The organism is Chitinophagales bacterium (assembly GCA_020636535.1).
GTDB lineage: Bacteria > Bacteroidota > Bacteroidia > Chitinophagales > JADIYW01 > JADJSS01.
On record JACJXT010000011.1, the window covers coordinates 1,418,024 to 1,431,267 of the forward strand.

Annotated in this window: 14 protein-coding genes; 5 read left to right on the forward strand and 9 right to left on the reverse strand. The window is 29.8% G+C overall.

Features of this window, described 5'->3' with window-relative positions:
* Nucleotides 1-6: 6 nt before the first annotated feature.
* The 3 genes from thrS to H6553_06535 form a co-directional block, all read right to left on the reverse strand.
* On the reverse strand, nt 7-1,941 hold the full coding sequence (thrS, locus tag H6553_06525; protein MCB9033472.1) for a threonine--tRNA ligase: 1,935 nt from the start codon (nt 1,939-1,941) through the stop codon (nt 7-9).
* Nucleotides 1,942-2,003: 62 nt separating this feature from the next.
* Nucleotides 2,004-3,081 (reverse strand): peptide chain release factor 2 gene (prfB, locus tag H6553_06530; GenBank protein MCB9033473.1). Its coding sequence is split into 2 segments (ribosomal slippage): nt 2,004-3,020 and nt 3,022-3,081, totalling 1,077 coding nucleotides; the frame shifts between segments, so codons are not numbered across the junction.
* 111 nt (nt 3,082-3,192) lie between these two features.
* Complete coding sequence (locus H6553_06535) at nt 3,193-3,768, reverse strand: DUF1573 domain-containing protein (GenBank protein MCB9033474.1); 576 nt, start codon at nt 3,766-3,768, stop codon at nt 3,193-3,195.
* Between the two features lie 175 nt (nt 3,769-3,943).
* Here H6553_06535 and H6553_06540 point away from each other — a divergent pair, with 175 nt between their 5' ends.
* The 3 genes from H6553_06540 to H6553_06550 all read left to right on the forward strand — a co-directional run bounded on the left by H6553_06540 (nt 3,944) and on the right by H6553_06550 (nt 6,310).
* Nucleotides 3,944-4,621, forward strand: a complete 678-nt coding sequence (locus tag H6553_06540; GenBank protein MCB9033475.1) for a PorT family protein — start codon at nt 3,944-3,946, stop codon at nt 4,619-4,621.
* Between the two features lie 98 nt (nt 4,622-4,719).
* Entirely contained in the window at nt 4,720-5,871 is a 1,152-nt protein-coding gene (locus H6553_06545; GenBank protein MCB9033476.1) for a serine hydrolase, read from the forward strand.
* Nucleotides 5,864-6,310, forward strand: a complete 447-nt coding sequence (locus H6553_06550; protein ID MCB9033477.1) for a GNAT family N-acetyltransferase — start codon at nt 5,864-5,866, stop codon at nt 6,308-6,310. The genes H6553_06545 and H6553_06550 overlap by 8 nt, the downstream gene beginning before the upstream one ends.
* Nucleotides 6,311-6,449: 139 nt before the next feature.
* Here the strand turns inward: H6553_06550 and H6553_06555 are convergent, their stop codons facing one another.
* The 3 genes from H6553_06555 to H6553_06565 form a co-directional block, all read right to left on the reverse strand.
* The gene (locus H6553_06555) at nt 6,450-7,400 is read right to left on the reverse strand and encodes a glycosyltransferase family 9 protein (protein ID MCB9033478.1); all 951 of its coding nucleotides are present in this window, start codon (nt 7,398-7,400) and stop codon (nt 6,450-6,452) included.
* Entirely contained in the window at nt 7,397-7,915 is a 519-nt protein-coding gene (locus H6553_06560; protein MCB9033479.1) for a gamma carbonic anhydrase family protein, read from the reverse strand. Before H6553_06560 ends, H6553_06555 begins: the two co-directional genes overlap by 4 nt.
* Before the next feature lie 98 nt (nt 7,916-8,013).
* Nucleotides 8,014-8,487 (reverse strand): heme-binding domain-containing protein, encoded by a 474-nt coding sequence (locus H6553_06565; GenBank protein ID MCB9033480.1) that lies wholly within the window; start codon nt 8,485-8,487, stop codon nt 8,014-8,016.
* A gap of 60 nt (nt 8,488-8,547) precedes the next feature.
* Between H6553_06565 and galT the strand changes: the two genes are divergently transcribed.
* Together galT and H6553_06575 are read left to right on the forward strand one after the other, a co-directional pair.
* Nucleotides 8,548-9,552, forward strand: coding sequence for a galactose-1-phosphate uridylyltransferase (gene galT / locus H6553_06570; protein ID MCB9033481.1), 1,005 nt, complete (start codon nt 8,548-8,550; stop codon nt 9,550-9,552).
* 38 nt (nt 9,553-9,590) lie between these two features.
* The gene (locus H6553_06575; GenBank protein ID MCB9033482.1) at nt 9,591-10,748 is read left to right on the forward strand and encodes a galactokinase; all 1,158 of its coding nucleotides are present in this window, start codon (nt 9,591-9,593) and stop codon (nt 10,746-10,748) included.
* A 20-nt stretch (nt 10,749-10,768) separates the two neighbouring features.
* Here H6553_06575 and H6553_06580 read toward each other — a convergent pair whose 3' ends face one another.
* Genes H6553_06580 through H6553_06590 form a run of 3 tightly spaced genes read right to left on the reverse strand, consistent with a single transcriptional unit; the run spans nt 10,769 to nt 13,149 of the window.
* Nucleotides 10,769-11,416, reverse strand: coding sequence for a DUF1211 domain-containing protein (locus H6553_06580; protein ID MCB9033483.1), 648 nt, complete (start codon nt 11,414-11,416; stop codon nt 10,769-10,771).
* Nucleotides 11,417-11,440: 24 nt separating this feature from the next.
* Nucleotides 11,441-11,755, reverse strand: a complete 315-nt coding sequence (locus H6553_06585) for a hypothetical protein (protein MCB9033484.1) — start codon at nt 11,753-11,755, stop codon at nt 11,441-11,443.
* The gene (locus H6553_06590) at nt 11,752-13,149 is read right to left on the reverse strand and encodes a DUF1446 domain-containing protein (GenBank protein MCB9033485.1); all 1,398 of its coding nucleotides are present in this window, start codon (nt 13,147-13,149) and stop codon (nt 11,752-11,754) included. Before H6553_06590 ends, H6553_06585 begins: the two co-directional genes overlap by 4 nt.
* Nucleotides 13,150-13,244: the final 95 nt, after the last annotated feature.

Sequence of the window (13,244 nt, forward strand, 5' to 3'; positions counted from 1 at the left end):
TTAGTCCTAAAAATAAGTATCTTTTAACTCTTTTTGTAATAAATCGATAAAATCTTTTACAGTTTCTGAGCCAATATCACCTTCTCCGTGTTTTCTGATAGAAATTGTATTGTTTTCTACCTCTTTTTCACCAATAATAATGCTATAAGGAATTTTTTTAAGAGCAGCATCTCTAATTTTTTTACCAATTTTTTCTGCTCTATCATCTACTTTAGTTCTAAAGCCATTTTCTTTTAATAATTTTTGAACTTCGTTAGCATATTCCATAAATTTATCACTAATAGGTAAAATAGCAATTTGTTGTGGTACTATCCAAAGTGGTAAATTTCCTGCATAGTGTTCTAGTAGAAATCCAATAAATCGTTCGTGTGTACTTAATGGAGCTCTATGGATAATAATTGGATATTCTTCTTCGTTATTTTGATTAATATATTTTAGATTAAATCGTTCGCCTTGTGCAAAATCAACTTGATTCGTAGCTAAGGTAAACTCACGACCAATGGCAGAAAAAATTTGAATATCAATTTTTGGTCCGTAAAATGCTGCTTCATCTTCAACTTCTACAAAAGGAATATTTAATTCTACTAATGCATTTCTAACCATAGTTTCTGTTTCTTGCCATAATTCTGGAGCATCAATATATTTCTGACCTAATTTTTTTGGATCGTGTTTACTTAAACGCATATGATATTTATCAATACCAAAAATTTTAAAGTATTTTAAATACATTTCGTTTACTGCTTTAAATTCAGTAGCAAATTGGTCTTTGGTACAATAAATATGAGCATCGTTCATTTGCATACTTCGTACTCGCATAATACCAAACAAAGCACCAGAATCTTCATAGCGATAACAAGTACCATATTCTGCTAAACGAATTGGTAAATCTTTGTACGACTTTGGCATCGCACTAAAAATTTTATGATGATGCGGACAGTTCATTGATTTTAAATAGTACTTCGTATTGTCTAAAACCATTGGTGGAAACATAGAATCTTCATAGTATGGAAGATGTCCACTTCTCAAATACAACTCTTCTTTAGCAATGTGTGGTGTCTTTACTCTAAAGTAACCAGCTTCTTCTTCAGTTTTTTTAGCCAACGACTCTAATTGTTCAATGATAAAAGCACCATTTGGCATCCAAAGTGGCAAACCTGGTCCAACTTCTTCATCAAAAGTATAGATTTCTAATTGCTGACCTAATTTTCTGTGGTCTCTTTTTTCTGCTTCTTCTAAGAATTTAATATAATCATCTAATTCTTGTTGATTAGGAAAAGTAATACCATAAATTCTAGTTAATTGTTTGTTGTTTGCATCCCCACGCCAATATGCACCAGCTAATTTAGTTAACTTAATGGCTTTGATAAAACCAGTATTCGGAATGTGTGGACCTCTACATAAATCTACAAAATTACCTTGCTGATAAAAGGTGATGTTTCCATCTTGTAAATCTTCTAATAATTCTAATTTATATTCGTCTCCTTTGTCTTTAAAATAGGCAATAGCATCTGCTTTGCTAATTTCTTTTCTAACATACTCATTTTTTTGAGCAGCTAATTCTTTCATCTTTTTTTCGATTTTTGGTAAATCGTCTAAAGAAATATTTGCAGAACCAGTATCAATATCGTAGTAAAAACCATTTTCAATTGGAGGACCAATCCCAAATTTAATTCCAGTATATAAAGCTTCAAGCGCTTCAGCCATTAAGTGAGCCGAAGAATGCCAAAAGGTAGATTTTGCGTTTGTGTCATTCCATGTCAATAAGTTAACGGTAGCATCATTGTTAATAGGTCGGGTTGCGTCCCAAACCTCGCCATTAACTTCTGCTGCTAATACTTTTTTCGCTAAACTGTTGCTTAGCTGATTAGCAATTTCTAAGGCAGTAACTCCTTTGTCATAAGATTTAACTGCACCATCTGGAAATGTAATTTTTACGCTCATTATTGCAAAGTTAAGGAGTTAAATGCGATTAGAGCAATATTTAATTAAAGATATTATTAAAATTATTGCTTATGAATTAAGTATGCTTTTATAAATGGCGTTAGATTTCCGTTTAAAACATCATCTGGATTATTGGATTTATAGTTTGTTCTTAAATCTTTTACCCATCTATCGTCTAAAACATAAGAACGAATTTGAGAACCCCATTCATTTTTCATTTTCTGAGCTTCTAGTGCATCTCTTGCTTCTAGTTGTTTTTGCAACTCTAATTCGTACAAGCGAGATTGTAACATTTTTAAAGCTGTTTCTCTATTTTGAATTTGCGAGCGTTGTTGTTGACATTCGCAAACAATACCAGTTGGAATGTGTTTAACACGAACAGCAGATTCTGTTTTATTGACATGCTGACCACCTGCACCTTGAGCTCTAAAAGTATCCCATTCTAAATCAGCTGGATTGATTTCAATTTCAATAGAATCATCAACTACTGGATGAACGAAAACAGAAGAGAAAGAAGTCATTCGTTTTCCTTGTGCATTAAATGGAGAAACTCTAACCAAACGATGTACTCCATTTTCGCCTTTTAGCATACCAAAAGCATAATCGCCAGAAAATTCTAGAGCTACAGATTTAATTCCTGCAACATCTCCATCTTGTAAATTGAGTTCTTTTACGGCGAATCCATTTTTTTCGCCCCACATAATATACATACGCATAAGCATAGACGACCAATCGCAAGCTTCTGTACCACCAGCACCAGCATTAATTTCTAAAATAGCACCTAAAACATCTTCTTCTTTTTTAAGTGTTGATTTGAATTCTGCTTCATCAAATGTAAGTAGTGTTTTTTCATATTGTGCCTCTACTTCTTCGTCAGTAGCTTCGCCCAACTCATTAAATTCTTTTAAAACAGTTAAGTCATCAAAGGTAGTTTGTAAATCATCATACATGGCTACCCAAAATTTATTTTGCTTAATTGATTTTAATAATGCTTGTGCTTCAATTTGGTTGTCCCAAAAATTTGGTGCTAAAGTTTTAGCTTCATCGTCTTTAATTTGTTCTCTCTTTGAAGCGATGTCAAAGATACCTCCCTAAAGTATGCAACTTTTCGTTTAGTGTTTTATGTTGTTCATTTGTCATAATGCGTGCAAAGATAGTTAATTGAAATATTATGTTGTATTAGTAATTGATTAAAAATAAAAAAGCACCACATAAGAGTGATGCTTTAAATATTTTTAAACTAAGTAAGTTTTATTTAGCTGCTTTCTTAGCTGCTTTTTTAGCTTTTCTTAATTCTTTTTTTGTTTGTGCTTTAACCACACCTTCTTCTTTTTCGATTTTAGCTTCAGTTTTTTCAACAACTTTAGTTGGCACTGGAGCTACTGCAGGAACTGGTTTTGGAGCAGGAGCAACTTTAGGTGCTTCTACTTGTGGAGCATCTACTGGTTGAAATTGTGGCACTTGAGGTGCTTCTTCAACAGCTGGAGCATTAACTGTTCCGTGAATTCTTAATGTTACTACTGGTGTAGTTGCAGAGTTTGTATTTACAGTAACTGTTTTAGAAAAAGGACCAACTCTATTTGTATCATATTTTACTTGGATTACAGATTTTGCACCTGGTAAAACTGGATCTTTAGAGTAAGATGGTACTGTACAACCACAAGAACCTCTTGCATTAGTTATTTGTAATGGCTCAGTCCCTGGATTTGTAAAAGTAAATTCTCTTACACCATTAGAACCTTTTTCGATTGAACCATAGTCTATTTCTGATACATCAAATTTAATGTCAGAATTTACTCCTGCTGGAGCATCTGTAGTTTGAGCCATTCCTACAAGCGTAAGAACTGTCAAACACATTAGAAAGTAAATCTTTTTCATACTAAACTTTTAATTTGTTTAATCAAATGTAGTGCCTTATTTGTAGTTTTCTAAATTTATTAAGGAAAATAATTATACATTAACATAGTTTCACATTTAAAATAATCTATTAAATTTGTCAATTATGCGTAAAACATTCCTATTCTTTTTTGTATTTAGCTGTTTTTTAGCGACTTATGCTCAAACCAATTTCTATTTAGGTGGAAAAGCTGGATTTAATATTGCACATATTAGAAAAATAGAAAATCCTACTGGATTTGATAATAAAATTAATTTAGGATCTAATGTTGGATTTATTTTTAGAGTAGATGTACACAAAAATATTGCTGTACAAGCAGGTTGGAATTTTTCTCAAAAAGGACAACGCTGGAAAAATAAAACGGATACTATACAATACTATCAAAAGTTTAGTTTGAATTATATGGAATTTCCTTTGCTTGGTGTTGCAAAATTTGGAAATGAAAAATTTAAAGCCTTAATTTATTTAGGTACTTATTTTGGATATTGGACAGGTGTTTCTATTCAATATAGTCAAACTTTAGATAAAAGAACAATATATAAATATAATGAAGATTATTCTTTAAGTAGCAACACTAAACGATTTGATATGGGCATTGCTTCTGGTATTGGTTTGAATATTAAAGCAGGTAATGGTTGGTTAGATATTGCTGTTCGACACAATGCAGGTATGATTAGTATTTTAAAAAATGATAAATTATATAATTGTAATATGAATATTTCTTTTGGTTATATTTATAATGTAGGAACACTTTATAAGAAAACTAAAACAGAACAAGAATAAAAGTAATAATTATAAGTATTATTTATTCTGAACTTGCTTCAGAATCTTTTTTATAAATTAATAAAAAACATTTAAAATCATATAAAATAAAAAGTCCTATGAAAAAATTATTTAAAACAATATTGATAGTAGCAGCTATATATTTATTGTTGTTATTTTTTGGACCAAAACATCTTCAAAATGGTTTAAAATATTGGTTCTCTAATGTAGATGATTATAAGAAATTCGAAAATAATACTATAGTAAAATCAACGCTACCAAGAGCTTGGAAACAAAGTAGTTTTTACAATAAAACACCATTAACTGAAGAAATGGAATCGTTTTTTAAAGAAAGACAAACTTGTGCTTTTTTAGTTATTCAAGATGGAAAAATTATCAACGAACACTACTACGAGGATTATAATAGAAATACAATTTCTGGTTCTTTTTCTATGGCAAAAACTGTAAATGCTATGCTTATTGGAAAACTAATTGAGCAAGGAAAAATTGCGTCTGTTAATGATGATGTAAAAAAATATGTACCACAACTTAAACAAATTCCTAATGGCGTATTGACATTAAAAGATGTTTTAACCATGAGTGCTTCTTTTGATTGGAAAGAATCTTATTGGAATATTTTTTCTATGACAGCCGAGTCATATTATGGTGAAGATTTAGATAAACTTTTAGCCAAAATAAAGATGAGAAAAGATGAAAAACCTGGAACTATTTGGGAATATCAGAGTATTTGTACGCAAACGCTAGGTTACATTATAAAAAATGTAAGTGGTATGTCAGTCGCAGATTTTGCTACACAACAATTGTGGCAACCTTTAGGCATGGAAAATGATGCTTTGTGGAGTATCGATAAAAAAGAAGGCATAGAAAAATCGTTCTGTTGTATTAATGCAACTGCTAGAGATTTTGCCAAATTAGGTCAGTTATTTCTAGACAAAGGAAAAGTTGATTCTACACAAATAATAAATGAAAATTGGTTGACTGAAATGACTAAACCAGCTTCGTATTTAAAAACTAAAGATGGTAGAACTTGCGATTGGTATGGCTATCAAATGTGGATGATTAATTACAATAAATTACAAATTCCATATTTTAGAGGTGTTCATGGTCAGTTTATTTTTGTAATTCCAGAAAAAAATGCAATTATCGTTCGCTTAGGTAAAAAAATAAAAAAGCAAAATGTAGATGCACATGAACAAAACGACGATATTAAAACTTATATAAAATTTGGATTGAGTTTATTAGATGAATAATAATGTTATCATTAAAATAGTCGATTTTCAATCTGATTTGCAACAAGCATCTGTTGATTTACGAACCAGAGTTTTACGAACACCATTAGGTTTATCATTTTCTAAAGATGAATTATTAGCAGAAAACAATCAAATACATATTGTAGCAATACTAGATACTATTGTAGTTGGAACTTTACTATTACAAGCAATAAATGCATCAACCGTTAAAATGCGACAAGTAGCTGTTGATGACCAATTTCAGAATAAAGGCATAGGAAAAATGCTAGTTCAATTTACAGAAAACTATACTCAACAAAATCAATACAAAATAATAGAGCTACACGCAAGATTGAATGCAGTACCATTCTACGAAAAATTAGCGTATCAAAAAATAGGAGATGAGTTTACAGAAGTCAATATTCCACACTATAAAATGATAAAAAATATAGGTTATTGATTATATATATTATAAATCGTCATTCTCAACTTGATTGGGAATCTTTTCTATGATTTTCACAACAGATTCCTGATAAATTTCTTCGTATACTACGAAATTTTCAGGAATGACGCTCTAATACACAATAGGTTTTATACTTTTAAATTACATCAATAATTTTTTGAGGATTAATAGCTAACATACACTTAAAATGTTTTTTCGGACAAGTACTTTTTCCATGTTTATGACAAGGTCGGCATTTTAAATTTGTGTTTTCAACTATACTATAATTCGATGCACTTTGATATGGCGAAAATCCTAAACGACTATCAGTACTACCAAAAATAGCAATGGTTCTTTTTTGAAATGCAGCAGCAATATGCATCATACCAGTGTCGCCAGTAATAACAAATTTAGCTTTCTTTATTATAGCTGCCGATTGATTCAAATTATACTTTCCACAAGCATTATATATTTTAAAATCATCTATAATAGACAGTTGAGTTCCTAAATAAGCATCTTCTTTTCCACCAATTAAAATAATTGGAATTTTAATATGTTTGCAAATGTATTCTAAATGTGCCTTAGGAATTGTCTTAGTAAAGTGCTTTGTTCCAACAACAATTACACAATATCCAGTAATGTGTGTAAAAGGCAATTGTCCAGCAGAAATCTCATCTTCACTCGGAATAAAATAGTCTAAACCTTGTCCATCATTAATAATATTCAAAGATTTAACAGCACTAAAATAACGGTCAACAATATGATTGCGTAGTAAATCTATTTTGAATGTAGTCAACAACCATCGTTTAAATCGTTGTTTATTGTATCGTAGTACTTTGCCATCTAACTGACTACAAATTTTTCTTGAACGAATATTATCATGCAAGTCTATAATATAATCATATTTATTTTTATTGATTATTTTTATATCATTATCTAAAGTATATACTGTATTGATATTCGGATTAGCACTTAGTAGTTTTGTATATTCTTTTTTGGTGATATAATCAATCTTGGCATCACGCATTTGTTTTTTGATGCATCTTACAATAGGAGAAGTGAGTATAATATCACCAATAGAACTTAATCTAATAATTAATATATTCATTTGTTTTTAAGATATTGTTCTGATAAATGTACATATTCATCAACACCTTCTTGTATCATTTTGTCAATTATTGTAATATCTAAGGTTTTAACAATTTTAGCAGGTGCACCTAAAACCATACTACCATCAGGAATTTGCATATTTTCTAACACCAAAGCATGAGCACCAATAATACAATGATTGCCAATTGTTGCTCCATTTAAAATGGTAGCACGCATACCAATTAAATTGTTATTGCCAATAGTTGCACCATGAATAATAGCACCATGTCCTACAATATTATTTTTGCCAATAGTAATTGGTTTTCCAAAATCTACATGCAACACACAATTTTCTTGAATGTTAGTATTTTCATCAATAATAATAGCGTCTAAATCTGCTCTTAAAACAGCACCATACCAAATAGAAACATTATTTGCCAAACTAACATTGCCTAAAACTCTAGCAGTATCAGCAATAAAAACACTATCTGTTTTTTTAACTTTGTTAGTTTCTTCTTGTTGATGTTTATTCATATATATGATGTTCTTCATTCCAGAAAATCTTGTAGTATTCCGAAACTTCGGAACGAAGAAATTTGTCTAGAATCTATTTTTTAAAAATATAATTGAGTTTAGTTAATACTTACACTATCTGAAACAACAGTTATGTTTTGTTGAATACCTTCCACCCAAGATTTTAAAACTTGTATTTTTGCATCATCTAACTTAGCATCAGTATGAATTAAAGTATAGGAAGAAAGTGGCATATTGTGTTCTTCAACTTCTTCAGCAATTTCGTCTAATTTTTTTTGTTGTCTTTTTGCATCGTATGTAGCAAACTCTGAAAAATTCAAATGTTTTTTTCCATTCTTTACATGTCGTGCTAAATACATTTTTACTGGTTGAAATTTAGCATAACTTGGTAATTCAGTATAATTAGAATGGCAATCGTTACAAGATGTTTTAAGAATTTCTTTCACATCATCAGGAACAGTATAAAGAGTACTAATATCATTTTTCATATCTGTACTTTGTACATTGATTTGTGTTGGAATAAATTGAATTACGACCAAAATGACAACTATTGCATAAATTATTTTTTTCATAAACTGTAAATTTAAAATTTTTATGATATAAATGTAGTAAAAAATTATCATCTTTAATGCATGTCAGAATTAAGATATAATCCACTGTTAGATACTTATGTTATGGTTGCGGCGAATAGACAAAACCGACCGAATTTACCAAAAGATTGGTGTCCGTTTTGTCCAGGACAAGATAAAAAAGTGCCTAATCATTATGATGTGTTTAATTATCCAAATGATTTTCCTGTTTTGTCAAACTTAGATGCACCAGCAATGTTTGATGTAGATAATGAGTCAGATTTATATCAAAAGAAAAATGCTATTGGTGGAAGTGAAGTCATTTTATATACTTCAAAACACGAAGAACAATTTTATAATTTATTAGATGAACATGTATTGAAGTTGATTGATTTATGGATAGAAAGATTTAATTTTTATAAAAAATATGATGAAGTAAAATATGTTTTTTTGTTTGAGAATAAAGGAGAAGCTGTTGGTGTTACGATGCATCATCCACACGGACAGTTGTATGCTTATCCGTTTATTCCTTTAAAAATTAAAACAGAATTGATTAATGCTAAAAAATATTATGAAAAACATCATGTTAATTTGTTTGATGAAATTTTGAATGAAGAGCTAAAAAACAATCAACGCATTATATTTGAGAATGATACATTTGTAATGTATTTGCCTTTTTTTACAGATTATCCATATGGTGTATTTATACAAAGTAAAAAAGATAAATTATATATATCAGATTTTAATAATAATGAACAAAAAGATTTAGTAGAAGTTTTGAAAAATACTACTGGAATGTTTGATAGTTTGTTTGATAAATCATTTCCATATATGATGTGTATGCATCAAGGTGCTATCAATGATGAAGAATTTACAGAAACACAACAAAGACAATTTTATCGTTTTCATATAGAGTTTTATCCACCACTTAGAAATGAAAATACGATTAAGTATTATGCGTCTTCAGAAATGGGAGCGTGGGCAGCTGCGAATACCAGAGCAGTAGAAGACACAGCAGTAGAATTAAAAAACGCATTGAATAAATATCAATTATCAAGCACCAAATAACTAATGTCAAATGACAATTGACTAATAACTATTGACCAATGACCAATACTCAAAAATTACTTCAAGATTTTGAACAACAGTACAACCAAACACCAAGTGCTGTTTATTTTGCACCAGGAAGAATCAATTTAATAGGAGAACATATTGATTATAATGGAGGTCGTGTTTTACCAGCAGCAATTTCTTTGGGAATTAGTGCAGCTGTTGCTTCCAACAACGATAATACTATTGCACTTTATGCCAATCAATATCAACAAGCATATAAAATTAGTATAGATGAAGTTGAAAATTACGAAATAAATAAAAATAATATTCAATGGTATGATTATGTAATTGCTTGTTTAAAAGTTTTAATCGACAAAAATATTCGCTTACAAGCAAAGTCTATTGTATTAGATAGCAATTTACCATTAGGTGCTGGTTTATCATCTTCAGCTGCTTTAGAATGTTTAATATTATATATTTTTAATCAAAATTATTACTCTGAAAATAGAATACAATTAGCATTAGATGCACAGTTGGCTGAAACAAAATATATAGGTGTACAATGTGGTATTATGGATCAATTTGCTGTGGCATTAGGTAAACAAAATCATAGCATTTATTTAGATTGTGCTACGCTAGATTATACTTATATTCCTACAGATTTTCAAGCGTATCAAATCGTAATCATCAATTCTAATCAAAGTAGAAGTTTAGCACATTCTGCTTATAATGAAAGACGACAATCATGCGAAATGGCTTTTAAAATTGTACAACAATTTGATCCAGCAGACAATTTAAGTCAAGTACATCCAATATCATTAAGTTATATAGATGATGATGAATTATATTTTAGAGCTAAACATGTAATAACAGAATCTGGTAGAGTAGAACAAGCAGTATTGGCTTTGCAAAAAAATGAGTTTGAAATATTTGGTCAATTGTTAACAGCATCGCATCAATCATTAGCAGATGATTATGAAGTAAGCAGTGAAGCACTAAATATTATAGTACACTATGCTACACATTTTAGTCATTGTTTAGGTGCAAGAATGATAGGAGCAGGTTTTGGTGGTTGTTGTATTGCATTGGTTGAAAAAGAATATACCAAACAGTTTATAAATTATGTTTCAAAAAAATATACTGAAAAAGCAAACCAATCTGCAGATTTTTACATTGCCAATATTGTAGATGGAGTGAAGCAGATAGTGTAAATAATATTATAAGTTAATTTCTATTTATTATTTTTGCTTTTAAAAATATTCATAAAAAATGGAATTAGGAATAATGAAAATCTAGCAATTATTGGACTTATAATTGATATTAATAATGATATAATAAAAATAGAAGGTAGTAATAATGACCGAATCTTAGCTGTTTTTAAAAAATCACCATCAGGAATGTGTTCTGCTATTTTATTTTTTGGATTGCCAATATAGGTCCAAATTAAAAAACAAATAAATCCAGTTAAACAAATATTGGCTACATAAACAGCATATGGTAACACTAATTGTATATTTTCTGGAGCTGAGTATTCACTATAAACTGCAGTTGAAAAAGGCATCAGTGCTATTGAAAATAAAAACAAAAGATTCAACCAAATTAGTTTACTGTTGTAATTAATTACATAACCAAACATTTTATGATGTATAGACCAATAAAGTCCTATTAGAAAGAAACTTAAAATAAATCCTAAAAACTGTGGTGAAAGTAATAAAAGCTGGTTGAAAAAGTTCTTTTCGGTGATGTCACTACCATGAAGTAAAGGAACTTTGATTTCTATAATTAATAATGTAATAGCAATTGCAAAAACGGCATCGCTAAAAAATATAATTCTTTCTACTTGAAACTCTTTTTTACTTGGATGATGTAAATTGTTCATAAATATGATTTTAATATTAATTTATTATATATTCAACTCTAATCTCAATAAGTGCGAACTAAAATTTTTTCCTAAGGTATCCATTCTCAAACTTCTTGATGCACCACCATCTAAAGCTTCATGACAAACAAAATTTAAACTTTCTAAATTGTCCCATTCAAAGCGTTCTACTTTTCCTTTTATCAATCCTTTAAAATGATTTTTTACTACATCTTCGGTTAAGTGTTTTTTTAATATTTGATAGTTTTCAATGCTATTTGCCATTACACCAATATTGCAAACATTATTTTTGTCGCCACTTCTTGCACTAGCAATATCTATTAATTTTATTGTTTTCATAGTTCAAAATATTCAATTTTTTGTTCAATTAAATCTCTAGGAATCAGCGTTGGCCATAAACTCAACATCGCTCTGTTTACATTTCCCCAACCTGGAACCGAAATTAATCCTGGTGGTCCGTTTAAACCTAAACACACAATACTTTGCATAGCCATTTTTCCACTTCTATCGTCTTTATGTTTAATAGCAATACGGACACCTAATTCACTTCTTTGATTTAATTCTTCAGCAGAAGGCAAATCAACAGCATCTTCGTGTAAACCATTTACACCTATAATATTAAATCGAGTTTCTTCTAATTTTATAGGTAACTTCGACCAAATTTCTTTTACAGCTTGAATGAATTTCTGTACTTTATCATAAGTATATGGATAGGAGAAAAAGAAAAATTGTTCGGTTACAAAACCTTCGTGCTGACCAATACACAATTTTAACATTTCTGGTTTTGGTTTTCCTTTAATGCCACTAATCGCTACTTCATTTTCGCTAATATCTTTTAATTCAATTTCCGTTAAATCAACAATAACATCTGGTGTGATATAATGTGCTGGATTATGAATTTCATAAACCAACTGCTCTCTTACTGTATTTCTAGAAACTTTACCACCTGTATTTTTTGCTTTAGTAATGATAGCCGTATCATTAGCTTTTACCTTTGCAATTGGATAGCCAAGATTAGACAAATTATAATCCATTGGCCATTCAGAGTAAGCGTTTCCACCAGAAGCTTGTCCACCACATTCTAAAATATGTCCAATTGTAATACCAAATGCCAAATGATTAAGTGATTCTTGCGTAGATGCGTCATCAATTTGCCAATTAAATTCATGAGCTAAGATTCCTAAGGCCAAACAAGGATCAGCTACTCTGCCAGCTAAAATTAAGTTGGCACCATTATCTAAAGCATCTTTTACTGCTTGAGCTCCAGTATAAACATTAGCATGTGTAACAGGATATTTTGCTTCGTAAACAGTATTGTCATCTAAATTTTCTAGTAGTAAACCTTTTGATTGAAATTCATCTAAACGATTAACGCAGTCATCGCCAGTAATTGTAGCAATTTTAATGCCTTTTATACCTTGTTTTTCTAAAATAGCTTTGACTTGTTGAGCTGCAGCATTAGGATTTAATCCTCCAGAATTGGTTACTATTTTAATGCCTTTACCAAAAGCAATTGGATAAATTGTTTTGGCATGAATTAAAATATCTTTAGCAAAACCAGCATTTGGGTCTTTTAATTTGTCTTTTTGTAAAATAGAAAGTGTTAATTCAGCTAAGGCATCATGCATTAAATAATCGGCTTCGTGTTGCATAGCAATTTGCATAGCAGCAAAAGGAGAGTCGCCATAAAAACCTTGAGCACCAGCTATTCTTACAGTTTTTTCAGTATCCATTAAATGTATTTATTGAACAACTAATATAGGATTATAAAGTAAAAGAATAAAATAAAATTATTTTTTACAGTTTATTCATTTTGTATAATAAAAAA

What these genes read in the sequence shown, in the direction of transcription:
- thrS (MCB9033472.1), bottom strand. Translation starts at nt 1,941, where the DNA reads ATGAGCGTAAAAATTACATTTCCAGATGGTGCAGTTAAATCTTATGAC.
- H6553_06535 (MCB9033474.1), bottom strand. Translation starts at nt 3,768, where the DNA reads ATGGCTCAAACTACAGATGCTCCAGCAGGAGTAAATTCTGACATTAAA.
- H6553_06540 (MCB9033475.1), top strand. Translation starts at nt 3,944, where the DNA reads ATGCGTAAAACATTCCTATTCTTTTTTGTATTTAGCTGTTTTTTAGCG.
- H6553_06545 (MCB9033476.1), top strand. Translation starts at nt 4,720, where the DNA reads ATGAAAAAATTATTTAAAACAATATTGATAGTAGCAGCTATATATTTA.
- H6553_06550 (MCB9033477.1), top strand. Translation starts at nt 5,864, where the DNA reads ATGAATAATAATGTTATCATTAAAATAGTCGATTTTCAATCTGATTTG.
- H6553_06555 (MCB9033478.1), bottom strand. Translation starts at nt 7,400, where the DNA reads ATGAATATATTAATTATTAGATTAAGTTCTATTGGTGATATTATACTC.
- H6553_06560 (MCB9033479.1), bottom strand. Translation starts at nt 7,915, where the DNA reads ATGAATAAACATCAACAAGAAGAAACTAACAAAGTTAAAAAAACAGAT.
- H6553_06565 (MCB9033480.1), bottom strand. Translation starts at nt 8,487, where the DNA reads ATGAAAAAAATAATTTATGCAATAGTTGTCATTTTGGTCGTAATTCAA.
- galT (MCB9033481.1), top strand. Translation starts at nt 8,548, where the DNA reads ATGTCAGAATTAAGATATAATCCACTGTTAGATACTTATGTTATGGTT.
- H6553_06575 (MCB9033482.1), top strand. Translation starts at nt 9,591, where the DNA reads ATGACCAATACTCAAAAATTACTTCAAGATTTTGAACAACAGTACAAC.
- H6553_06580 (MCB9033483.1), bottom strand. Translation starts at nt 11,416, where the DNA reads ATGAACAATTTACATCATCCAAGTAAAAAAGAGTTTCAAGTAGAAAGA.
- H6553_06585 (MCB9033484.1), bottom strand. Translation starts at nt 11,755, where the DNA reads ATGAAAACAATAAAATTAATAGATATTGCTAGTGCAAGAAGTGGCGAC.
- H6553_06590 (MCB9033485.1), bottom strand. Translation starts at nt 13,149, where the DNA reads ATGGATACTGAAAAAACTGTAAGAATAGCTGGTGCTCAAGGTTTTTAT.